At 42.1% G+C, this 24,310-nt stretch carries 21 protein-coding genes; 2 read left to right on the plus strand and 19 right to left on the minus strand.

Annotated elements, in window-relative coordinates:
• Positions 1–7 precede the first annotated feature (7 nt).
• The 15 genes from B9A91_RS22785 to rpsT all read right to left on the minus strand — a co-directional run bounded on the left by B9A91_RS22785 (position 8) and on the right by rpsT (position 19,204).
• Complete coding sequence (locus B9A91_RS22785; protein WP_084241371.1) at positions 8–2,776, minus strand: TonB-dependent receptor; 2,769 nt, start codon at positions 2,774–2,776, stop codon at positions 8–10.
• A gap of 245 nt (positions 2,777–3,021) precedes the next feature.
• Positions 3,022–4,605 (minus strand): tetratricopeptide repeat protein, encoded by a 1,584-nt coding sequence (locus tag B9A91_RS22790; RefSeq protein WP_084241372.1) that lies wholly within the window; start codon positions 4,603–4,605, stop codon positions 3,022–3,024.
• 376 nt (positions 4,606–4,981) lie between these two features.
• Positions 4,982–6,274 carry a T9SS C-terminal target domain-containing protein gene (locus B9A91_RS22795; RefSeq protein WP_159451768.1) on the minus strand — a complete coding sequence of 431 codons (1,293 nt, stop codon included), beginning with the start codon at positions 6,272–6,274 and terminating at the stop codon, positions 4,982–4,984.
• A 145-nt stretch (positions 6,275–6,419) separates the two neighbouring features.
• The gene (locus B9A91_RS22800) at positions 6,420–9,224 is read right to left on the minus strand and encodes a TonB-dependent receptor (protein ID WP_084241374.1); all 2,805 of its coding nucleotides are present in this window, start codon (positions 9,222–9,224) and stop codon (positions 6,420–6,422) included.
• 112 nt (positions 9,225–9,336) lie between these two features.
• Entirely contained in the window at positions 9,337–9,861 is a 525-nt protein-coding gene (locus tag B9A91_RS22805) for an Mpo1 family 2-hydroxy fatty acid dioxygenase (protein ID WP_084241375.1), read from the minus strand.
• A gap of 78 nt (positions 9,862–9,939) precedes the next feature.
• A complete protein-coding gene (rny, locus tag B9A91_RS22810; protein WP_084241376.1) occupies positions 9,940–11,493 on the minus strand; it encodes a ribonuclease Y in 1,554 nt (517 codons plus the stop codon).
• 347 nt (positions 11,494–11,840) lie between these two features.
• Complete coding sequence (locus B9A91_RS22815) at positions 11,841–12,131, minus strand: cell division protein ZapA (RefSeq protein ID WP_084241377.1); 291 nt, start codon at positions 12,129–12,131, stop codon at positions 11,841–11,843.
• A 32-nt stretch (positions 12,132–12,163) separates the two neighbouring features.
• On the minus strand, positions 12,164–12,454 hold the full coding sequence (locus tag B9A91_RS22820; RefSeq protein ID WP_084241378.1) for a hypothetical protein: 291 nt from the start codon (positions 12,452–12,454) through the stop codon (positions 12,164–12,166).
• Positions 12,455–12,464: 10 nt separating this feature from the next.
• Complete coding sequence (pheT, locus tag B9A91_RS22825; RefSeq protein WP_084241379.1) at positions 12,465–14,864, minus strand: phenylalanine--tRNA ligase subunit beta; 2,400 nt, start codon at positions 14,862–14,864, stop codon at positions 12,465–12,467.
• 90 nt (positions 14,865–14,954) lie between these two features.
• A complete protein-coding gene (locus B9A91_RS22830) occupies positions 14,955–15,146 on the minus strand; it encodes a hypothetical protein (RefSeq protein ID WP_084241380.1) in 192 nt (63 codons plus the stop codon).
• Between the two features lie 28 nt (positions 15,147–15,174).
• Positions 15,175–16,566, minus strand: a complete 1,392-nt coding sequence (locus tag B9A91_RS22835) for a radical SAM protein (RefSeq protein ID WP_084241381.1) — start codon at positions 16,564–16,566, stop codon at positions 15,175–15,177.
• Positions 16,563–17,303 (minus strand): prolipoprotein diacylglyceryl transferase, encoded by a 741-nt coding sequence (locus tag B9A91_RS22840; RefSeq protein WP_084241382.1) that lies wholly within the window; start codon positions 17,301–17,303, stop codon positions 16,563–16,565. Before B9A91_RS22840 ends, B9A91_RS22835 begins: the two co-directional genes overlap by 4 nt.
• A gap of 10 nt (positions 17,304–17,313) precedes the next feature.
• Positions 17,314–18,150 carry an endonuclease/exonuclease/phosphatase family protein gene (locus tag B9A91_RS22845; RefSeq protein WP_235012661.1) on the minus strand — a complete coding sequence of 279 codons (837 nt, stop codon included), beginning with the start codon at positions 18,148–18,150 and terminating at the stop codon, positions 17,314–17,316.
• A 29-nt stretch (positions 18,151–18,179) separates the two neighbouring features.
• The gene (radC, locus tag B9A91_RS22850) at positions 18,180–18,878 is read right to left on the minus strand and encodes a RadC family protein (protein WP_084241384.1); all 699 of its coding nucleotides are present in this window, start codon (positions 18,876–18,878) and stop codon (positions 18,180–18,182) included.
• A gap of 71 nt (positions 18,879–18,949) precedes the next feature.
• On the minus strand, positions 18,950–19,204 hold the full coding sequence (gene rpsT / locus B9A91_RS22855) for a 30S ribosomal protein S20 (RefSeq protein WP_012780987.1): 255 nt from the start codon (positions 19,202–19,204) through the stop codon (positions 18,950–18,952).
• 135 nt (positions 19,205–19,339) lie between these two features.
• Here rpsT and B9A91_RS22860 point away from each other — a divergent pair, with 135 nt between their 5' ends.
• Positions 19,340–19,690: a VOC family protein gene (locus B9A91_RS22860; protein ID WP_084241385.1), complete on the plus strand. Its 351-nt coding sequence runs from the start codon at positions 19,340–19,342 to the stop codon at positions 19,688–19,690.
• Positions 19,691–19,762: 72 nt separating this feature from the next.
• Here the strand turns inward: B9A91_RS22860 and B9A91_RS22865 are convergent, their stop codons facing one another.
• Complete coding sequence (locus tag B9A91_RS22865) at positions 19,763–20,365, minus strand: GIN domain-containing protein (RefSeq protein WP_084241386.1); 603 nt, start codon at positions 20,363–20,365, stop codon at positions 19,763–19,765.
• A 158-nt stretch (positions 20,366–20,523) separates the two neighbouring features.
• On the minus strand, positions 20,524–21,237 hold the full coding sequence (locus B9A91_RS22870) for a superoxide dismutase (RefSeq protein WP_084241387.1): 714 nt from the start codon (positions 21,235–21,237) through the stop codon (positions 20,524–20,526).
• A gap of 133 nt (positions 21,238–21,370) precedes the next feature.
• On the opposite strand from B9A91_RS22870, the gene purN reads away from it, so the two are divergent.
• Entirely contained in the window at positions 21,371–21,949 is a 579-nt protein-coding gene (gene purN / locus B9A91_RS22875; RefSeq protein ID WP_084241388.1) for a phosphoribosylglycinamide formyltransferase, read from the plus strand.
• A 1-nt stretch (position 21,950) separates the two neighbouring features.
• On the opposite strand, the gene B9A91_RS22880 is transcribed toward purN, so the two are convergent.
• Both B9A91_RS22880 and B9A91_RS22885 read right to left on the minus strand, forming a co-directional pair.
• Positions 21,951–23,015: an SO2930 family diheme c-type cytochrome gene (locus tag B9A91_RS22880; protein WP_159451769.1), complete on the minus strand. Its 1,065-nt coding sequence runs from the start codon at positions 23,013–23,015 to the stop codon at positions 21,951–21,953.
• A gap of 10 nt (positions 23,016–23,025) precedes the next feature.
• Positions 23,026–24,309, minus strand: coding sequence for a parallel beta-helix domain-containing protein (locus tag B9A91_RS22885; RefSeq protein ID WP_084241390.1), 1,284 nt, complete (start codon positions 24,307–24,309; stop codon positions 23,026–23,028).
• Position 24,310: the final 1 nt, after the last annotated feature.

Consider the following 24,310-nt stretch of genomic DNA (forward strand, 5'->3'; position numbering starts at 1 on the left):
CTAATGGTTAAATTTTATAGCGCAAGCCTATTAAATAGGTTTGTTCATAATGGTCGTTACGGATCAGCGTTTTACCATCAAATTCTGTAGCTATACCTGCATTATTAGGATTTGTACCTTTAATAAATAACTTTAAAGGTGTGTTCAGCAGGTTTCCTCCTTTTATAAAAATACTGATGTTGTTTTTGAACCGCTTCTCTGCAGAGAAGTCCATCTGGATGAATCCCTGCTGCCAAAGGTCGTTGTCCAGGAACTGGGAAACGGTATTGATACGGGGGCCGGTGTAAGCGGCTGCCAGCTGAGCATCAAACCCGTTTTTTCCACCTTTGTAAAGCAGGGAAAGATTGGCGATATGTTCAGACTGCCCGTATAAGGGACGGCTCTGATCCACAAAAACAGGCTTAAGATCGCCCTGATCATCTCTTACCCTTGAGCTTTTTGGTGTCGTAATCCTGGAATGCGTATAAGTATAGTTGGCTTTGATCCCAAACTTATGAATGAACTTAATGTAGTCCACTTCAAGGCCATAATTCCGGGCATTTCCAAAATTCCCCGGTAAATAATAGGTATCCTGAGGGCGCACCGGGTCTGGCTGAAAGCTATATTCGATAGGGTTCTTTATATTTTTGTAAAAGACACCCACCAGCCACTGGTCATTTCCGTTAGGGAAGAACTCGTAGCGCAGATCATAGTTATCGGCAGTTGCACGTTTCAAATCGGGGTTTCCCTTTTCTTTATAATCATCCTGGATCAACCCTCCTCCCGGGATGAGCTCATAAAACCCTGGACGGTTTAACGAACGGAAGTAGGAAGCACGGATTTGCTGCTTCCCTGTAACCCTATACTTCAGGTTTAGACCCGGAAGGTAGTCGGTATATACCTGCGATCCTACCGGTCGGAGTTCTGCGGCCGGGAAAAGCATGCGGTAACCCTGATCGGTATGTTCTATGCGCAGGCCACCAATCAGCTGCAGTTTTTCGGTATTTAAAGTCAGCATTCCATATCCAGCACTCATTTTTTCCGAGGCATCATAAGTAAGCGTATTGTCTACCGCTCCCGAAGGGTTTTTGATGGTCCAGCTGATCTCAGTATAGTTATTGAAATCCTTTCCATATAAAGCATCGGGATTGCTGGAAGTAAAAATATACTGGTTATAGAAACTGTTTCGCTGCTTGTCACGGTACAAGCCGCCGGCACTAAAATCTATCTTGGCATTCCCAAAAGCAGTGCTGTAGGTTAGGTCAAGATATCCGGCTTTATCTTCCTCGGTGTTGCGTTCCCAGCGGCGTGTATAAGCGTCCCCGATTGCAGGGGCAAAGGTGCGGCGGTCTGAAAAATTCTCCCTTACACCCAATATATTGATGTTATTCTGGTCGGGCGCCTCATTCTTGGCAGATGAATAAACGGCCGACCACTGGACTTTTAATTTTTCAGGGATAAGCTGATGGCTACCCTGCAGGGTGCTGTTATAAATCTGCTGACCGGTAAAACGGGTACGTGTAGCGTAGTTGAGCTTGGCATTTCCTTTTTCCGGCTCATATCCACTGGTAAAATCTACCGACCTGGAATCCCGGAGCTGGAAACTACCAAGGTTAACATAGGCATTGTACAGGCTTAATTTGTGGTTTTTATTAAATGTATAATCTAATTTGGCATGGGCACCATAACGGGTCTGCCGCTCAGAATATTGCCGCTCATCCTTATTCATGATGGCACCGGTTTTATCAGTGGCCACTACCGCCGAGTTGTAAAATGTACTGTTGCTCCCGCGGTAATTGTTCTGGTAACTTCCGGCAAGCAACACTCCAAGCTTATTATCGAAATATCGATTTCCGATAGAAAGCCCGCCTACTACATTTGGCGCTGGATGTTTAGCTGTATAATCAACCATTCCTTTTGGGAAATCTGTAACAGTTGCTTTATAGTCCTTTCCGTATATTTCATACGGAGATTTATGGCGGATATCCTCGGCATTGAAACTCATAAAATCCCTGTCTATGAGTAACTGACTGTATCCGGCAGCCAGATTTGCACTAACCTGCAGCACCTCGGGTGCATCCTTCATAACCATATTGACCACACCGCCAATGGCATCGCCTTCCTGGTTGGGGGTTAGCGTCTTGTACACTTCCAGTCGTTCCAGCAGCTCAGAAGGAAAAATATCCAGAGGTACATAACGGTACTTGTTATCCGGGCTTGGAATTTTCACCCCGTTAACCAAAGTATAATTATACCTTTTGTCCATACCCCTTAAAATGGCATACTGACCGTCTCCGCTGCTGCTCCTCTCAACAGATATTCCTGATATGCGCTGCACAACATTAGCTACCGTAAGATCGGGAGAGACCTCCATTGCCTTGCCCGAAACTACATTGACCAGCTGCAGCGATTTTTGTTCGATACGCCGGGCGGCCTTTTCTGTAGCACCATCATTTTTGCCCGATATGATCACTTCACTCAAGTCGTTGTCTTTCGCTGCAGAAAGGTAAATCTTAACCATCGGGTTGTCTTCCTTAAGTATCGTGATCTGCTTTGATAAAGTCTTGTACATCACATAAGAAACCTTTAAGGTAAAACTTCCGGCCGGAGGATGCTTGATTTCAAAAGAACCGTCCAGACCAGTTAAAACCGCCTTGGATGTATGTTCCAGGTACACCGATGCGCCAACCAGTGCTTCACCGGTTTTCTGGTCATAAACGTAGCCCTTTAAGCTGGTTGCACTTGCAGTAACAACGCTTAACAGCAGGCAAAATAGAACCTGTAAAATTGACTTCATTTTCTGAATAATTTGTTTGTGTTTGTTGTTTTTAAACTATGGCCCAAAAGTGCAAAGTGGTACAGGCACATCTAAATTTCCAGCGTGTACAAAATGTATACAGCGTTACAGCATCTGTATACAAAGCGGATACAGCGTGAACATACATTTCATAAACACCTGTATTTTAATAAATTACAAATAACAAAAACCGCCATTATCATTCGGTTAGCGTAATGTTAACAAAATATTAAAGGGCATTTTGGTTATAGCGCCTGGATAAAAGAACTGAGGTTTTCTCCTTGCGGGATATCCAGTTTTTTCCTTAACCGGTAGCGCGCTACGCGCAGACTGTCCTGTGAAATGCCAAAGATGATTGCCATATCCTTTGAGCTCAGGTTCATTTTAATCAGGGCCACCAAACGGAGGTCATTTGCAGTAAGGTCAACGGCATAGTTTTTTAGCTTGTCGAAAAAAGCCTGATGGATCTGTTCAAACATCCCCGAAAATTCTTTCCAGTGCCTGTCATGATTGATGCTCTGGTTGATCTTTTGAATAATCTGCTGGAGCCGCTTTTTCTGATCTCTCTTGTCATCTTTGATCATATTCAGTATTTCAGCCTTTAATTCGTCCAGGAACTGGTTGCTTTGTATCACATGCAGCGTATTGCTGGTAAGTTCTTTACTTTTAAGCTCAAGTTCGGCCTTTATCGCATTTTTCTGCACCTCGTACAGCGATTGGTTTTGCGCATTCAGTTCCTGCTCGTTCCTTAGCTTGAGCCGTTGCCTGCTGATGATACTGACTGCAAGTAAAATCAGTAGGATAATGATTAATACTGTAGCTATAATGATTAGGTGTGTCGTTTTTTTGTCGATTTCAAATCTTTGGATTGCATCATCCTTTTGCTGTAATTCAAACAAGGTCTGCAAAAGTGTAAGCTGCTTGTTATTGTCTTCTGTGAAGATCTTTAAAAAGATGTTCCTGCCCAGCTCACTGTATTGATACGCACTGTCATACCTGTTTATTAGGCTGAAGTTTTTTGAAAGGTCCCGATAGGCCGCACTCAGCTGGTACTGGTCGTTCATTTTTAAGGACATGGCCTTTGCCTTTTTGGTATAATCAAGTGCTTCCGCATAGCGGCCTGTTTTCCGGTAAACATCACCAATATTGTTTAAGATCTCAATTTGCGCCTGGTCATCAGCATTATGTTCATTTAATTTAAATGCAAGCTGGTAATATTTTAATGCGGAATCCATGGGCAGCTTATCTTCATAAATGCTGCCCATGTTCTCATAAATCTTAGCAATACCCCTTTGATCTTTACTATTTCGGTATTCGGCCAGTGCCTGCCGCTGGTATTTCATAGCTGAGCTATACCTGCCATTTTTTTCCTGCGTCTGCCCAATTAAACCATAACAAGCCGCCATGCCACCGTGGTTGCGTAGTGAGGTGTACACTTGCAGCGCTTCCTGAAATTTACTGAGTGCAATTCCATATTGCTTGCCATAGTAATAGGCTTCGCCCACCATATTCAGGTTTTTGGCCAGGTTAGGACGGTCATCGCTCTTTTTAAAAATCTCATTGGCCTTGTAGTAGTATTTTACTGCTTGTGAATACGCTGCCTGGTAATAAAACAACTTACCCAAGTATTGGTAACACAATGCCGCGGCATTCTGGTTATTTTCCTGCAGGGCCTTATTTAAATCGCGTTTAATTTTTACAAATGCGGCATTCGGATTGTTCCTGATCAACTGTTCATTTTCGGAAGAGCCAGACAGATCTTTTTGCAGTGCATAAGCCACTGAAAACAAATTGATAAGAAATAATATTGCAGCAAATAAAAATCTCATTCCTGATTCTTTACCCTTATGGATTAAAATCTTAAAGGTATAAGCCCAATGTTAAGTAGAGGTTAAAATTATTTAAGCTGTTATAAAACAAAAAGCCACGACATCCATCGGGGCTCTTTGTTATCAACTAAACCTAAACTTTATAAATACTAACCAAATATTTATGCCACAAAAGTAGGGCAGCGATATTAAGGGTTTGTTAAGTATGGATTACTATAAAAGTTTTTTACTAAAAATTCATAATTACCCCGGCACGAATGTCTAAGCCAATTATCTATGACCTGTTTACGAGTAGGTTTTATAAAAGGTTCATGGAATATTACAACAAAAGGCCCGCTGAAATACAACAGGCCTTTAAGGAAAATTATTTTATCAATTAATAAGCAGTACTCTGAGCATTCCAGTTAGCCCAGCCACTTGTCCAATCTGTTGTTCCAAATGCACCACGATAAGTTACTGCTGTAGCACCAGTTGTTGCTACCCAGGTACCACTTAATGCAGGAGATCCGGCAGCAGGTAAGAAATTAGGGGCTGTTAGTGAAAAAGGATTATTCAACTTAACACTTATATTTGCATCTGTAAAAACAACGTTTCCGTCTGCCAAAGCTTTTGTTTGCATATCAGCAGCAGTTAATATAGATGTTGCTGCATTGGTCAGGAAGTTGGCTGTATAAGCAGCTACTATATTATTCTTAAACTGAGAATCTCCGTTTTTGTAAGAAGTTGCGGATTTGTCAGACTCTATGTTTATGCCTCCTTTTTGTGAACCCAGAACAATTGAGTTGTTAAAAATAAATTTGGCATTTCTTCTCCAACGGTTTCCATATGCATGTCTTGCTGCAGTATTGGCTGCATTATTTGGGCCAATAATAGTCATGTTAGAGATTTTAGGCTGTGTGATAGGGGTAGCATCGGTGCCATCTTTATCGTTATCACACTCAATACCGTTACCGTCATCAGCAGCATCCACAAATTTAGGATCTCTGATAGCTACAGCAAATTGTACGCTGCCATTGTAACCAAAGTCAAAGTCAAAATCATCATCAGCAGTAGCGTAAGCTATTAAATTTTTACAGTTAACAGTTCCTCCGAAAAATTCAAAAGCATCATCATTTGCATAAACTGTCTGTACGTTCTCTACAACGGTTTTATTGCCTACAGCATAAAATGTCAAAGCATTGATCTCACTATCGTTTACACCGATACCAGCGTATTCAATACGTACATATCTAAGTACACCTGAGTTGTCATCATCCATCTTATCAGTACCGTAAGTTATAGCAACACCACCTTCAACCTGTACCGGAGTTGTTCTGTTTGTAGTAGCACGTCCCACTAAAATGATACCTCCCCAATCTCCAGGGTTTCTGGCACCGGCGTCACGTCCTGAAGTAAAAACGATAGGCTTGGCAGCTGTACCATCCGCCATTATCTTTGCACCTTTATCAATTACTAATGCTGCTTTTGATCCAACTTTAGCCCTGATTATAGTGCCAGGTTCGATGGTTAAAACAGCCGGACTTTTTACAAATACAGTACCGTCAAGTATCCATTGCCTATCAGCAGTTAAAGTCCTGTTCGTAGTTATTTCACCTGTTATTGCTTCAGGAGCCTTTGGTGGAACTTCAGTCTCGTCCTTATCGGTTTTTCTGCAAGAAGCAAAAGCCATTGCAAATGCTAAAAAAAGGATTGATAGTTTTTGTGTTTTCATTCTTCTATAATTTCTATTTCTCAAAATTATCACCTTAACATTGCCTCAACATTAAGATGGTTTTACCATTTGGTTACCTTGACATTAAGCAACTGTTAAGTCTCTATTTTTTATCTAATCCAAAATTGTAAGTAAACGTCAGACTTGCACCGGAACCTACGCGCGCAGTATTCATGATGTTGTCTCCTTTTTGATAAGTCTTGTTGTTATCGTTGTTTTGGTAGAATAAGATTTTCTCATTCAAGATGTCTGAAAGGTTTAACCTAAGTTCTCCCCTGGTGTTCAAGACCCTTTTTGAGATCTGAAAATCAACCATATTTCTTCCTTTTTCATAGATATCATTGTAGCCCTGATAACCAACTTCTGAAATACGTTCACCAATTCTATTGTACAACAGGTTGAAGGATAAATTAGTCTTAGGATCGTTATACAATAAACCAGCATTGATCAGATATGGAGATTGCCCCTGCAATGCACGGTTGGTGATTTCAGAAATTAAACTGTTTAAATTAACCGTCGAAAAAATCAGAGCTGCGTTAGTATACGCTGTCAGGTTCTGTAAAAAGCTCCCCTCGTTAATGAATCCAAGCGTTTTTCTAACTTCCAATTCCATACCATAAGTGGTAGCTGAGTTAGCATTTTGAAAAGTTACGTTCTTCACACTTCCAGACGATACGATTTGTTCAATTGGATTTTTAAAGTACTTATAATATCCTGACACTGAAATGATCTGTCCAGCACCCGGAAATATCTCATATTTAATGTCAATATTGGTATTCTGACTTCTTTTCAAATCAGGATTTCCTATCAATACACGCTTAGATATATAATCGAAGAAACCAAAATTCGACAACTCCCTTAATTCAGGACGCGTAACAGTGTTTGAAACCGATAAACGCAGGTTCATTTTATCCGACAAGCTATAAGTTGCATTTAATGAAGGCAGGATATCTGTAAATTGGTTCTCTACTTTTAATTTGTTTCCAGAGTTATCTGCTGTATTGATACGTTGGTAAGAATCTTCAACCCTAACTCCAAATGTAGCCCTTAATTTCTTACCAAACCTGGCATCTAACATTAAATAGCCTGCATTCAAATCCGAAGTCGCATCATACTTGTCTGTCGCCTCAGTACCTTCATCCAGTACAAAGCCATTATTATTTAAGTTATTTGGATTAAAGATTTCATTTACCGGTAGTTTTAACAGATTCTGATCGAAGCTTCCTGTAGAGAAAGACCGGATATAACCGAATTTACGGGCACTAAAATCCCTTTCCTTATACTGTTTAAGGACACCAGCTTTGAATGTGCTTTTTTCCTTTAAAAAAGTAAATGGCAATGCTATATTTAAACCACCATTATAACTGTCTTCAAATAACTCTGAAAAAAACCTGCTTGCATCTGTTCTGGATGCAGTACCGTTTGGCACTACTGCCTGATACTCTGTTTCTCCTTCTTTCTGGTCATAGTTCACAGATTTCAAATCAGGCTGCAAACGATCTGAGTAAGAATAACCTAAGTTCCAGTTCAATTTAAATTCTTTCCACGAGAACTTGTGCTCACCCTCCAATTGACTGTTCAATAAAGATTTACTAACCAAATCATAAGAATATCCTTTTCTTTTGATTTTGTCAATAACCAAGGCTCCCTCACGTTGGGTATATGAGTTGTCCAAAGAGATATTATAAATATTTTTAAAAGCAATCTTATTGTTGCCTTTAACATAGGCTAAGTTTGCCAATCCACCAAGAGAGGAGCTAAATTTGTAAACATCATCATTAAAGTCAAATTCTGTCTTATCCTGATTATATTCAAATCTTTCACTCTTAGTAAGACTTTCGCTATTCCTATAGTTAAGCGATAAAATTGCGCCAATGTTGGCATCGTTCTTTAACGTTTTTCGTAAACCCGTACTTATCTGATATGCCTGTGCAGGCGCTGCCTTACTGTTGTTGATACCAAATGAATTAAGAAAAAGTTTCCCGGAGGCAATCTTCTCATAGTCTGACATTTGCTGGTATTTAGCTGTAGAAACGATTCCACCTGGAATATTTCTATCTTTGCCTACAAAACCAAAGTTTTCAACTCCATCCTTCTTTCCCAATTGAAAGTCTTTAAAAGTAGATTGAGAATTAAATCCGGTTCCGGCAGATACAAAAATATAATTCTCTGTAGGTATATCTTTGGTTAAAACCTGTACCACACCTCCGGAAAAATCTCCTGGCAGATCTGGTGAAGCTGTTTTGTTGATAATGATGTTATCAACCATATTTGATGGTATGATATCAAAAGAAAATGCTTTTCTATCAGGCTCAGAACTGGGAAGAATTGCATTATTCAATAATGTTGCATTATATCTATCACTCAAACCACGGACAATAATAAACTTGTTGTCCTGAATACTTGTACCACTCACGCGCTTTAAAACTTCCGATGTATTTCTATCTGGTGAACGCCTGATCTGATCGGCAGAAATACCATCGGAAATACTAGGGCTTGTTCTTTGGCGATTATATAATGTATTCACAGATTCCTGTTTTACTGTTGCCGTAATTACTACCTCGTTCAGTTTCTGGGAGCCCGCCTCTTCCATTACCAGATCCACAACGGTTGAATTTCCACCCTTAACTTCAACATCTGTAATGTTTTTAGTAGCATAACCTACGTACGAAGCCTCAAGAGTATATTTACCTTGTGCCAATGCACTGATAATGTATCGTCCCTCAACATCAGTTGACGCTCCTTTAGCCGTACCCTTAATCTTAACTGTAACACCAATTAGTGTTTCGCCAGTTTTCTTATCCGATACTTTACCTGAAATTTTTCCTGTTTGCGCAAATGCTGATGCGCCGATAATTAAAAACAGCACCGTAAATAGTGCTTTTTTGAGGTGTAGTTGTGATTTCAATTTGCCGTATATTAATTTCCAGCAAAGCTATTACCACAATGTTAGCTATATGTTAGCATCAAATTACCATTCGTTTACCCAAATGTTAAGAAATCATTAAATGGCTTTCAGATCAATATCTTAGGCCCACTTTTTTGCAAATAAAATGCAATAACCAAATTGGGCCGATTAACAGGAACTTAACATCTTCTAAAAATGAAGGCTTCTTCCCTTCAATCTTATGGCCTATAAATTGTCCTATCCAGGCCAGTACAAAAATAACCAGGCAAACCAGCCATAACGCAGGGCCGCCAGCGGCTTCAATTTTTTCCAGCTGCACAATAAGAATAGACATTCCAAAGATCAGCAGCAACATGAGGTACGACATTACAGGCGAAAGCCTGTAGTAATAATAAACTGAAAAGGCAATCAGAAACGAGGCCCAGTTTACATAACCATTGTACCTGCCCAGGAATTCCAGATGCGGAAAGGGAATGGCCCAAACCAGGCCCAGCAGGCTAAAAACAATTAAAGGAACACAAATCCAGTGGATGGTCTCATTGGTGTGGTTCTGGTGGCTTTCGGCATATTTGTCAAAAAGCATATCCACCTCGCTTTTGGCATTTGCCGCAGCCCCTTTGTTTTGCTCCTTCTTCATGTCGTTATTGGTTTAATTGTAAAAATAAAAAAAAGCGACGGGTAATCCCATCGCTTTTCCAAAAATATAATAGGTTAATTATTTTGCAAATGAAACAGAACGCGTCTCCCTGATCACAGTCACCTTAATCTGCCCAGGATAAGTCATTTCTGTTTGTATCCGGTTAGAGATGTCAGCAGCCAGCAATTCGGCCTGCTGATCGGTTACCCGCTCACTCTCTACTACCACGCGCAGTTCCCTACCTGCCTGGATGGCAAATGTTTTTTCCACACCAGGGTAAGAAAGCGCCAGCTCTTCCAATTCCTTTAAACGTTTGATATAACTTTCAACAACCTCACGACGGGCACCCGGACGGGCACCAGATATCGCATCACAGGCCTGGATAATTGGCGATATCATAGAAGTCATCTCTATCTCATCGTGGTGGGCGCCAATGGCATTGCAAATTTCTGGATGTTCTTTATATTTTTCGGCTAGCTGCATACCCAGGATAGCGTGTGGTAATTCCGGATTGTCGTCAGGCACTTTACCTATATCGTGCAACAGTCCGGCACGTTTGGCCATCTTGGCGTTTAGGCCCAGTTCTGCCGCCATAGTAGCACAGAAATTGGCTACCTCGCGCGAGTGCTGCAGTAAGTTTTGTCCGTACGAAGAACGGTAGCGCATACGTCCAACCATTCTGATCAGTTCTGGGTGTAAACCGTGAATACCAAGGTCTATTACCGTACGCTCCCCGATCTCTACAATCTCGTCCTCTATCTGTTTTTTTGTTTTGGCAACAACCTCTTCAATACGGGCAGGGTGTATACGGCCGTCTGTTACCAAACGATGCAGGGCCAAGCGGGCAATCTCCCTTCTTACCGGGTCAAAGCCTGACAGGATAATTGCCTCCGGTGTATCATCAACAATGATCTCAATACCTGTAGCGGCTTCAAGTGCACGGATGTTACGTCCCTCACGTCCAATAACACGTCCTTTGATCTCGTCGCTTTCGATGTGGAAAATAGACACAGTATTTTCGATGGCCGCCTCGACCGCAGTACGCTGTATGGTTTGGATAACCACTTTTTTAGCTTCTTTGGTAGCTGTAAGTTTTGCTTCGTCTACAATATCCTTTACCTGAATCATAGCCTGGGTACGGGCTTCCTGCTTCATACTTTCCACCAATTGCCCACGGGCTTCATCAGCACTTAGGCCGGCAATCGTCTCCAGCTGTTTAATGTGCTGGTTTTTCAGCACCTCAACTTCTTCCTGTTTCTTTACTGCAATTTCTGTCTGCCTTTCCAGGTTCTTTTTATGGTTATCCAGCTCCTGCTCCTTACGACTCGCATTTTCCAGTTTCTGGTTCAAAGACTGCTCTTTCTGTTTCAGCGAGTTCTCGCGCTGGTTGATCTGGTTGTTCTTTGAGTTTACTTCCTGCTCGTGCTCAGATTTCAGTTGCAAAAACTTCTCTTTTGCTTCCAGCAACCTGTCTTTCTTCATGATCTCGGCTTTGCTCTCGGCATCCTTGAGCATCTTTTTTACCTTGGTCTGTGCAGCAGTCTCCTGCGCTTTCAGCAGGTTCCTGAGCAGGAACCTCCCTATTAAAACACCAACCACAAGGCCGGCCAGTACATATCCTAGTATTTCCATTCTCTATTTTTATTTGTTGTTTAATCAGATACAATCCTCATGCAAGCACCAATCCCTCCGGGACTTTAATCTTATCTGATTACTTATAATTCCTTTTATCTATATCCTGAAACCACGTCATCTGTAGTTTCAAAAAAAAACCGCAACTAAATCCTTGAGCCCCTCGTTTTAAAAACCTCAACTAATTATAATTAGGATTTAAGTCATTTTCAGGTGCACGAATGCAGATGAAATACACTCTCTCAATCCTATAAATATTGAAGTGTTAAGTTTTAAAAATAGTGAAACTCAAAAACCTAGCTGCGGCTATGTCTTTGTGCTAATCTTAACTTATGTAAAGAACGTACTTATTTTGAAAAAAAATCGTTTAATAAACTATCCAGTTCTTCCACCTTCTCGGCAACAGCTGTGTCCTGATTCTGGACCTTGTTCTCTACCCTCAGTACCGCCGTTGCATAGTGCAATACCGCCATAGAAAGCAAATCCTGCTTATCTCTGACCGCATAATTTTCCTGGTAGTCTTTTATGCGTTCATTAATAATTTTGGCTGCCCGCCTTACAATTTCTTCTTCCTCGGTATTTACCTTTAAAGGGTAGATACGATCGGAAATAGTTATTTTTATCGAGATTTCTCCCATTTCTTAGCTTTGTTTCACTTTTCAGATACCGCTTATTTTTTAAGCAATACAACACACTTATCTATTTCACGCACAAATTCGTTAATTTTTTGCTTTATATCAAGTGTCTTTTCACTTGTGCCTTCAATACTCTTCGCCAACTTTAAAACCCTCAACTTCTCTTCAAGGTCTGCGTTCTTGTTTTTTGAAGTATCAAGCGCAACCTTAACCGACTCATTTTCCAGCTTTAACAGGTCATTTTCTTCTTGCAATGCACTACAAAGCTCTATTAAGCGAGCTGTTTTCTGCAATACGGAGGTTAATTGATCTGCAACTGATGACATGAAAAATATTTTATTTTCTAATTTCTGCTTTAACTGTTTGTGCTAAGTTATGTATAATTTTTTGCATAACTGCATCTATCTGTTTATCGGTTAAGGTTTGCTCCTCATCCTGAATCGTAAAATTCAGTGCATATGATTTTTTACCCGCCGGCAGCTTATCCCCTACATACACGTCAAACACCTGTATGTTCCTGATCAGCTTCTTCTCGGCCTTTAAAGCAACCGCTTTTAAAGCATCAAAAGTAACTTCAGTATCTACCAGCATAGACAGGTCCCTTCTCACAGCAGGATATTTCGGAACATCTTTATTCACAATTTTATTCTTCCTTACCATATCCAGCAGCAATGCCCAGTCAAAGTCTGCATAATACACATCCTTATCTACATCTGCTTTTTTCTTATCAGCCGCTGTCGCAGCACCAAAAGTCACGATAGCCTTCTCGCCCCTGAAGTATTTCAGGCCATAAGCGAAATTTCCATCCTGTACTTCCTCAGTTTGATAACCTGTAATGCCTAACCTTCCGATAACCGCGTCAACAGCTGCCTTTAAATGATAAAAGCTAACCGGCGCAGGCTTCTGGTTCCATTGCTCTGCCTGGTTTGCTCCTGAAAGCAATACCAGCAGGCGAGGGCGTTCCACATATTTACCTGCAATCAGGTGATAGGTTTTGCCAAACTCATAAAACTTAATGTCGGCCGTTTTCCTGTTCTGGTTATAAGCAACACTTTCCAGGGCAGGCATCAGCAGTTCCTGGCGCATTACATTCAGGTCCGAGCTCAAAGGGTTCAGGATCTGTACCGCCTCTTCCGGATTTTTGGAATAAGCCCCCTTGGTTAAAGAATTGCACCAAATCTCTAAAAAGCCATTTGCAGTAAGCATATCAGCAATTACATGTTGGGTCTGTTCTTTATCAGGCTTTGTGCTATAAGATAAAGAAGCATTGATTTTACTTGGGATCTCGATATTGTTGTAACCATAAATCCTCAACACCTCTTCAGTAATGTCGCATTCACGGGTTACATCTACCTTAAAAGCAGGTACTTTAAGCTTTAGCCCCTCAGCAGTTTCAGCGTCTACAGCTATCCCCAAGGCAACAACAATTGCTTTGATCTGTGCCGAAGGGATTTCTGCACCAATTAACCTGTTTATATTAGCATAACTTACTTCCACATCAAAAGGCTTAACCGACTCCGGATAAATGTCTGAAACCTGGGAAGCAATTTTACCACCAGCCAGTTCGCTGATCAGCAATGCCGCACGTTTTAAGGCAGTAACCGTCATATCTGGATCTGTGCCACGCTCAAACCTGAACGAGGCATCTGTTTTAAGCCCATGTCTTTTCGACGTTTTACGTACAGAAACCGCGTTAAAATAGGCACTTTCCAAAAATACATTTGTTGTGGTTTCGGTAATACCAGAACTCTTGCCACCAAAAACACCGGCGATACACATCGGCTCTTCTGTATTACAGATCATCAGGTCTTCGGCCGAAAGCTTACGCTCAACACCATCAAGTGTTACAAAAGGTGTTCCTTCAGTACATTTCTTAACAATAACCTTTGCCCCTTTGATCTGGTCTGCATCAAAAGCGTGCAAGGGAATGCCCAGATCGTGCAGTACATAATTGGTAATGTCTACAATATTGTTTATTGGCCTGATGCCAATAACTTTTAACTTATCCTGTAACCAGTCTGGCGAGGCCTTAACCGTAACACCACTGATGGTTACACTGCTGTACCTTGGTGCCGCAACAGTATCTTCTACCTGCACTTCAATCTTCAGCGTCTCATTGTCTGCCTTAAAACCGGAAACATCAGGCATCTGTAATGGCGAGCGGAAATAGGCTGCCAAATCTCTTGCCACACCTAAATGTGAAGCCGCATCGGCCCGGTTGGGGGTAAGGCCAATTTCAAAAAGATAGTCATCCTCCAGCTTGAAATAAGTTTTTGCGATGGTACCTGTCAATGCATTTTCAGGCAAAACCATGATCCCGTCATGAGAGACGCCCAAGCCGATCTCATCTTCAGCACAGATCATACCTTCCGACACCTCGCCTCTTATCTTTGATTTATTGATCTTAAACGGCTCGCCTTCATTCGGATAAACGGTAGTACCAACAGTAGCCACCACTACTTTTTGGCCCTGTGCCACGTTGGGTGCACCACAAACAACCTGTAAAATTTCCGGTCCGCCCACATCAACAGTGGTTACCCGCAACCGGTCTGCATTCGGGTGCTGCACACAACTCAATACATGACCTATAACCAAGCCCTCCAGGCCACCGGCAACAGCCTGTACTGTTTCCAGGCTTTCTACTTCCAGGCCAATATTCGTCAGTATCAGCGAAAGTTCCTGTGGTGTTTTATCCGTTTGAATGAATTGTTTAAGCCAATTGTATGATATCTTCATGTCGCGTATTCAAATAAAACGCAAAGATATTATTTAATGCCGAAAGCGGAAAGCCCAAAAAGCGCACCCTGAAACTAAAAAGATAAATCGTTAATGAATGCTCAGATTGCTTAGGATTGCCACGCATGCGCCAGCACCAACTACCAGCAGTATTACGCCGATGATCAGCAATCTTAATGCTGGTTTTAGCGGCTGGTCGTTTACCGCTTTAACGATCAGCTGGATAAATCCAATCAGCAGCAGAATGCCTACAGCGACCCAGTAAAGTAAAAAAACTGCCATCTCTATTGCTTTAGTTTACAAATGTAAATTAATTGAGGTTTAATTTTTCTCTTATTGCCTCTATTTTATGGTCCCTGTAAAAAATATTCATGGTTTCGAAAGGGATGAGTTTCATTTTATCGCTTACAATATGCACACATGATTTTTTTACGGCCCTTACGTCAAAATCCAGCGGATCCATAAAGTTCATGATAATGATCCTGAACAGATTGTTGTAACTCAGACTGTCAGACTGTACCCGCGGCAGACAGCACATCAGTTCCCCGAATGTCCCTTCGGCACAATCTACAGAAACCCCTGTACTAAACAAATTGAGCATATGTTCTTTCAGTTTTTCATCATGTTCAAAAACAATGGTATTTTTTGAATTGTTGAGCAGGTCTTCCGGGTTAATGAGGTGTGTCATGGGCAACACTTCCTCGTCTAGCTTTAACGCATAGGCCATACAAAGTGCATCAGGGTTACAGGGCACCGGGATCAGATCCTGCGGTTTAAACAGGGGATACTGCTCATAGATTTTGCGCCTCACTTCTGTCAGTGTGATCCTCCCCTGCTGGTCATTGTAATTGTCGTTCCTCCCCGCCACCTGGGTAGGCTGAAAAGTTACGCCCCTTACGCATTTCTGCTTTAAAGCATAATCCAGTATTTCACCAATTTCATGATCATTTACACCTTTCTGAAGGGTAACTACCAGCGTTGTAGAAACATTGAACCGGTTAAGGTGGTCAATAGCCTTCTTTCTTACCTCTGTCAGGTCCTCTCCTCTCAGTTTTTCCAGCACCTCAGCGCTAAAACTGTCAAACTGCAGGTAAATTTCAAAATCGGGCATATAAGAAGCGAGCTTTTCTACAAAGCCAATATCCTTTGCCAGCCTGATGCCGTTGGTATTTACCATCAGGTGTTTGATGGGCTTGGTTTTAGCCAGATCAAGTATTTTAAAGAAATCCGGATGAACGGTAGGCTCACCGCCCGAAAGCTGGACCACATCCGGCTCGCCTTCATTGGCAACTACCACATCCATCATTTTATTGATTTCCTCCAATGTACGGTGCCGTCCATAATTTGGGGATGACATGGCATAACAGGTAGGACAACTCAGGTTGCAGCGATCTGTCACTTCTATGATGGTTAGGCAGGAATGCTGCTCATGATCTGTGCACAGGCCACAATCGTAAGGGCAGCCATAGTGTACCTTTGTATTAAACTTCAGGGGCATCTCCGATTGCTTATTGTAATTCCTGATCTGCTTGTAATATTCAATATCGTCGGCTATCATGACCTTACTATCGCCATGTACCCTGCAGTTTTTCAGCATAAATACTTTTGCGTCCTGAAATACGATTTTGGCATCGCAAAGCTGTAAACATTCCGGGCAAAGGCTTTTGGTATAATCGTAGTAAATGTAATCTCTGGTTTTCATGGGCATAATTGTTTCGCTGTGCGGATGATGAATTTATAATAATACAGAAATATAAACAATGCTGCCCAGTGTATACTGCTTAAATTTAAAAAAAGGGGATGGTAAGGTTTGATGAACTCCACGGCAAACCGGTATAAAAAATACAGCACCATAAACAGCTTAAAGCGATCACCATTGACCATTTCCTTTTTGCTAAGCCCGATAAAAAGACCACATAGCAATACCATATACAACATCTCGTACAAGGCTACCGGATGCCTTTTCAAGCCATCGCCCAGATCCATCCCCATAAAAAACGTAGTCGCATTTCCAAACACGGGTTCATCAATACCCATCAGGAAACAGCCGATCCGTCCGATGAACAACGCAACTATAATAGGGATTACATAAATATCGCCCGATGCTATTTTTACCCCAATTGCCTTTTTAACAAGCTCTACCCCAAACAAGCCGCCAAGTAAGCCCCCTGCAATGGTTTTACTCTGGTAAAGCATAAAAAAACTGAGCTGTCCAAGTTGTCCTGGCGTTTCCAGTATGGCAACTACCCTGGAACCGACCAAAGCACCCAGCATTGCCCCAAGCATAATCCACATCCTGTTTTCATCAGAAATCGGATCTTTAATCCCTCTTTTCAGGAAATAGTATAAACGTACACCAACAAAGAAGGCCAGCAACTCAAAAATATAATGCCAGTGGTATAATTCTCCGAAGAGCTTAAATTGAACGGGAAAACTCAAAACTAGTGCTTTAAAAAAACAACCGGGCCATGATAGGAAGGTGATCTGAGGGGTAACGCCTGTTTTTACTATCACTCAGCACGCCGAACTTTTGCACCTTAAAGCCTCTGTTCACAAAAATATAATCGATCTTGTCCTTTAATGGAGCGTTCCATTTAAAACTGTTGAACGTACCTTCAGGGCCATAAGCAGGTTCTATAGAGATTTCTTTGGTATCACTTAAAAAGGTTTTGATGGTAGCAACAGCTCCTGTTTCTGGCGTAACGTTTAAATCGCCGGTGAGTACCACGGGCAATTTGGGTGCAATTTCCTGGATCTTCTTTTTGATCAGCTTAGCCGATTCAATTCTGGCCTGCACCCCCACATGATCGTAATGGGTATTAAAAACCATAAACTCTTTTTTATTCCATTTGTCGTACAGCCGTACCCAGGTACAAATTCTGACAATGGCCGCATCCCAGCCCCTGGATGGTTTTTCAGGTGTATCCGACAACCAGAAAGTACCGCCATCTTTTTTCACAAATCTTGTTTTATCAAAATAAATAGCAGAAAATTCGCCCTCACGCTTCCCATCTGTACGGCCTACACCAACCATTTCATAATTTGTATTTTCCAGCAGCTGATCAGCCTGTAAGGCCAGCGCTTCCTGTACACACAAAATATCTGCATCATGAAATTTCACCAGCGCTTTTACATTGTCCTTTCTGTTAGGCCAGGCATCTTCTCCATCCGTAGTATTGTTGTAGCGAATGTTATAACTCATTACATTGAGGTAATCCGCAGGCTTCCTTTGGGCCTTAACAGCTGTCATCAGCAACAACAGGCCCATACATAGTTTCATCATCATCTTCATAAGGCCAATTTACAGCTTCAATGTTAAATTAAGCCCTCATCTCCGAAACTAAAAAACAACTTATTCGTTACAATAAGATGATCCAGCACATATAAATCGAGCATTTCCCCAGCTGCAACCAGTTTTTTGGTTATGCTCAAATCCTCAGCACTTGGCTTCAGATTTCCAGAGGGGTGGTTATGGACCAGGATAATATATGCAGCATTATGCTCCAATGCGGTTTTAAAAATGATCTTTGGATCGGCTACTGTGCCTGCCATCCCCCCTTTGCTGACCAGCTGTTTGCCGATTACATAATGGGCCTGGTTTAGCATCAGGATCCAGAACTCTTCGTGATTCAGGTCTGCAAAAACAGGGAGCAGCATTTTATAGACATCCATTGATGTGGTAATTTTCATGGCCTCTTCGCCAGCTGTTTCCTTTCTGCGCCTGCCCAGTTCGAGGGCTGCCACAATACTGATTGCCTTTGCTTCGCCTATCCCTCTGAACCTGGAGAGGTCTTTTACTGATAACTTACCCAGTGCATCCAGATCATTCTTACAGGAAGCGAGTATACGCTTACTCAAGTCTACAGCGGTTTCGTTCTTATTTCCCGAACCTATCAGGACAGCGATCAGTTCAGCATCTGTAAGGTGCCTCCTTCCGTTAAGCAAAAGTTTTTCTCGGGGCCTGTCGGCCTCAGCCCATAGCTTAATGCCCAATTTTTCCTGGTAAACCTTCATAGCATAAATTCATTGAAACAAAAAAAGGGATATGCTATGCATATCCCTTTTACAATATTGTAAAGCTATGTTTATTTTAAGCCATTCACAAATTTAGTCAGCTTAGATTTATTGTTAGCCGCTTTGTTTTTGTGTATAACATTCTTTTTGGCCAAACGATCCAGCATAGAAACTACTTTAGGAAGTAATTCCAATCCAGTTTTTTTATCTTCTGCAGCACGCAATCTTTTGATAAACGTACGCGTTGTTTTTGCCTGGTACCTGTTACGTAAACGTTTAGCAGCGTTTGCTCTGATTCTCTTTAGTGAAGACTTATGATTTGCCATTTCTTATTGTTAATATTTTTATTTTAGCGCTACCGCTCTTTTATTGTTCTAATTTTCGGACTGCAAATATAGAATTAATGTTTTTAAATTACAAAAGCATTATGCAAATTATTTTTTATAACCTACTTTTAGCTCATGGTTAAACGGATTGTTGCAAATATTCATACTGAGGACATTAACAGGGCCGAAGCCTTTTACAAAACTGTACTGGGCCTGGAAATCCTGATGGATCATGGCTGGATTGCCACTTATGGAATTGAAAATCAAAAAATGAATACCCAGATCAGTTTTGCTTCAGAAGGTGGTTCCGGGACACCAACCCCGGACCTGTCAATTGAAGTGGACGATTTTGAAGAAACATTAAACCGCACAAAAGCGGCCGGATTTCTAATTGAATATGGCCCGGCAGTTGAACCATGGGGTGTAAAAAGATTTTATACCCGGGACCCATTTGGCAAGCTGCTGAACATCCTCTGCCATATTTAGATTTCGGGACAAATAAAAAGCGACAGGTTTTACCTGCCGCTTTTGCTCCCCTGTCGCTTATCCCTCTGTGTTTTATTTTATTGCTGTAAGCTGTGCTGCAACCAGTCCCAGCTCCATGTCTGCCTGTGGCCGTTTGGTGCTTAGACTTAAAAGCCCATCCAGTTGCACATTTTTTGCATTCGTCGCAACAGCAGTATGCTGATCGGTTACCCCGCTCATTTTCAAACGGGCATCTTCACGTACATTGGTATACAAACTACCCGCAATGGCATTTACTTTTGCAGAAGCACTCTGGCTCAAAATCACCTGGAGGCACTTCACGTCAAATTTGTTGCTGGTTACCACCTGGGCATTCCCGGCTGCTTCTATTCTTTGCAGATCTTTTACAGAGACCCGGATGACCACACAACCTATTTCTGTGGAGTTAATATATAAGGTATTGCCTTTTCCCATCACCGATGTGAAAGCAGGATTAAAATCCTCCTCCACAAACACGCCTTCTTTATCGCTCTGGGTTAAGAAGACCTTAACGTTTCCGCTAACCCATATTTTATTGAATCCTGTAGCTGGCACCGCTAACTGAATTGTATTTACTGCCAGGGCTTTAACTGATGATGATGCTAAAAGTACTACTGCCAGTACTGTTGCAAATAATGTTTTTGTAAGGGTTTTCATAATCTTATGTTTTAAAATTGTTGTCTTATTTGTTTGTAGATAAGACGCCTTCAATTTCAAAACGTTGCAGCCCTTTTTTCAGCAATATACCAGCTCAGCCATAGCCACGACCAACACCCTAAACTTCTCGACCAATTCAGGTCGTTTTCGACGAACGCCTACTTAAATCTTCTGCCAACAACGTCCCAGTCTACCACATTCCACCAGTTGGCAATATAATCTGCACGTTTATTCTGGTATTTTAAGTAGTAGGCATGCTCCCATACATCCAATCCAAGCAATGGTGTACCTTTTACTTCGGCATTGTCAAATAAAGGATTGTCCTGATTGGCGGTAGAACTGATCTTTAAGGTACCATTGTCATTTACCAGCCATGCCCAGCCCGAACCGAACCGCGCTGCAGCCGCAGCAGAAAATTGCTCTTTAAACTTATCCAAAGAGCCAAAGGTCCGCTCAATTGCAGCTTTTAGCTTGCCCTGAGGACCGGCTGAAGTTCCCGGCTTCAAGGTTTCAAAAAAGAAGTTATGGTTCCATGCACCGCCCCCATTGTTACGGGCCTTGGCCGAAAGCCTGGAAGCATTGTTAAAAAAATCCTTTTCTGTAGCATAAGTTATACTTTCGGCAGCGATAGCATCGTTTACATTCTTGATGTACGCGGTATGGTGTTTGGTATAATGAATTTCCATAGTCAGCGCATCTATATTAGGCTCAAATGCATTGTAAGGAAATTTTAAGGGCAGCTGAGTAAACTTTAAGGCCACAGCATCTGCGTTTTCTGTGCCGGCAACAGCAGCCAGTGGCGAGGCCATAGCTACAGCCAGTGATGCGGTTAATGTATTTTTAATAAAATCTCTGCGGGTGTTTGTTTCCATGATCAGGAGTATTTACGGGATTAAAAGAATAATGATGCAATACTAAATCATTGCGCTATTATAACTAACGATATACCTAAATTGTTGCTGAGTGTGACTATATTTTTACAAAAATTTTATCTTTGACCTCTATATGAAGAAACGCATTGCCATATTTGCATCAGGATCAGGATCAAACGCCCAGAAATTAATGGAGCATTTTAAAAGAAGTACCGAAGTAGAGATTGCTTTGGTATTGACGAATAACCCTGATGCATATGTTCTACAACGTGCAGACAATTTTGAAATTCCCTCCCACATTTTTGACAAAAAGGAATTCTACCATAGCGACAGCATTATTGACATGCTCAAGAACCTGGAAATTGACCTGATTGTACTGGCAGGCTTCTTATGGCTTATCCCTAAAAAACTCATCGCCGAATATCCGGGCCGTATTATCAATATCCACCCCGCAATTTTGCCTAAATTTGGTGGCAAAGGCATGTATGGCGACCATGTACACCTGGCCGTGATGGAAGCAAAAGAACCTGAAGGCGGCATTACGATTCACTATGTAAATGAAAACTACGATGAGGGTGAATACATTTACCAGGCCAGGTACCGCATCGATAAGTCGGACAACCTGGAGATGATCAAATTTAAAGGTCAGCAACTGGAACACCTGCACTATCCGCGTGTTGTGGAAAGCATCATAAAAAAAATTAAAAAATAACTTACCTGGGCATGCTGTTAATCCAGTCCCGGATCAGCTGAATACCTTCTCTATGGGGCAGAGTCCTGGCCAGTTCAGGCATAGCCGTTCCGGGCTCAGTACTGTTCATCCGGTAGGCCAGGATAGAATGTGCTGCATCGCCCGGAATAATATCATAGTCTAAGCCCCCAGCGCCCCCACCGGCAGAAACCGGCACCTTTCTTATCCCCAGATGATTTGGATTGTTTTGTTCATATTCCAGGAACAACCCGGTGTTGTAGGCATCCCCTCCGCGGGTATGGCAATGCGCACAATTTACGTCCAGATAAGCCCTTGCACGCTGTTCCAGGCTAAAGCGTTTCGCATCCGCCCAGTTCGGCAATTGTGCCAAGCCGGTATCTGGCAAGCCTTTTAATACACCTTTCGCAGCCCAGGAGCTAAGCTGGTTCAGCTGGTGCCCTGCAAGCGTTATGTTCAGGTTCCTGATTTTTGGCCCTATGGGGATCAGCTGGTCATCTTTGATATGGCAGCGCTTGCAATCATTGGTATTGGGTACCTGATAATTGGTGAACAGCTTATTCCCTTCATTATCCAGGAGGGTGACGGGAATTTTGGCCCCTGTAATGTGCCTTATTGCATCTGTCTGCTCCTTTTTCCAGAGGTAATTCATCACTCTCCAGCTTTTACTTGCCGGATCTTTAACCAGGAGCCGGGTCTCAATCATGATCTTTTCATGTTTTACATTGGTGTAGGCGAAATTTTTGATGATGATGGTCGAGTCAGGGAAATCGGGCAGTCCGTCATCTTTATAGCGCATCACTGCCCCTTTGGGCAATACAATAAAGCGGTCTTTAAGCGCATAGTCTGTAAACAGCGGAGTACTGATGTCATAAGGCAAAAGCCCCTCCACAGGCTGAAGCAATTTAAGCGGTCCCTTAAAGAAACCATAGTCGGATAGCTGCTCTTTAAATTCAAAGACATTGTGCTGAACAGCAGTATTGCTTTTATTTTTGCAGCCCCCGCCACTAATTAACGACAGCGAAACGCTGAAAAGAAAGATAAATCCTAAAATGAAAGTATTGCGCATCAGAAAAATTTTATTTACATGTAAAAGGGACCATATTGGTGTTGGGCTTCCAGTTTTCAGGTTTGCCGATGTGGAGAAAATCGGCGTTGACAAAAACATTTTCTCCGGCCTGCCTGATACAGATGTTATCGGGATTGGCAGCATTACCTTTGGTCAGCACATTGCTGGAAATGCCATCGTACATGATCAGAGGGATCCTTTTATTTTTCCTTGACGGATCAGCAGCATTCAGCTGCTGTTCAACAGCTACCAAGATTTTCCCAATACGGTGCTCATAAGCTGCCTGAGGGAAAGCAGCACCCATTTCGATCTTGTTGTTGTGGATATTGATATTTTTCGAAATGGGTGAATAATTGGCATTTATTTTCTCAGCAGCCTTGTCGTCTACAGCAAAACCCGATGCAATGGTAATGGATGAGGAATTGTTGTTAATGATGCGGTTGTTATAAAGTTCTATGTCTGATGCCGCAAGGATAATGATCCCGCTTCCCGGTGACGCATTACCCACTCCCCATGAGGTACCAAAGCTGCCGGCTTTGGCAAAATTCCTGAAATTATTGTCGTGAATGTAATTGTTATAGGCCTTTACGTAGCCTCCTTTTTTAGAGAGGTCAGGCAGGTCGAACACCAGGAAACCTGCGGTATTGTTGTAAAACTCGTTGTCATACACCTCTGCATGTGAAGTATTTTCAATTTCGCAGCCGGCAACGTTTTTGGCCGCCCGACATTTCCTTACGATGGCACTATCTGTTTGACCTACGTAAATACCTGCATCCGAAGAGCCTTCCGTATAACAGTTTTCAATCAGTACATTTTTACACATTACCGGGTAAATGGCATAACCCCCGCTGGTCGAATCGGCCTTGCTCCATACCGCATGCAGATTGGTAATGGTAATATTCCGGCTTTTGTTGATTTTGAGCAAGTCGCCCTTTGAGTCACGTATGGTCATCCCATCAATAGTAAAGCCATTGACATCCGTTACCCTGATCCCTTCACCACCCTGGCTCTGGGCCTTAAAATCAAGAATGGTCTTGTCGTATCCCTCGCCCCTGATGAGGACCTGCTTTACCTGTGCAATGCTCAGGTTATCGAACTGATAGGTCCCCTGTTTTAAAACAAGCTCTGTGCTGTCCTTTATGCTGAGAAAAGCTTCTGCTATCTTTTGCTCATCACCAGGTTTAAAAGTCAGAACTGTATTGTACTTCCCTTGCCGGGCCGTTTGGTTTCCGCCGCAGGAAAACAGTAGTACGCTTGCACCGAACAGGGCAACAGCTAAATGTAATGGTTTCATA

The sequence above is a fragment of the Pedobacter africanus genome (assembly GCF_900176535.1).
GTDB lineage: Bacteria > Bacteroidota > Bacteroidia > Sphingobacteriales > Sphingobacteriaceae > Pedobacter > Pedobacter africanus.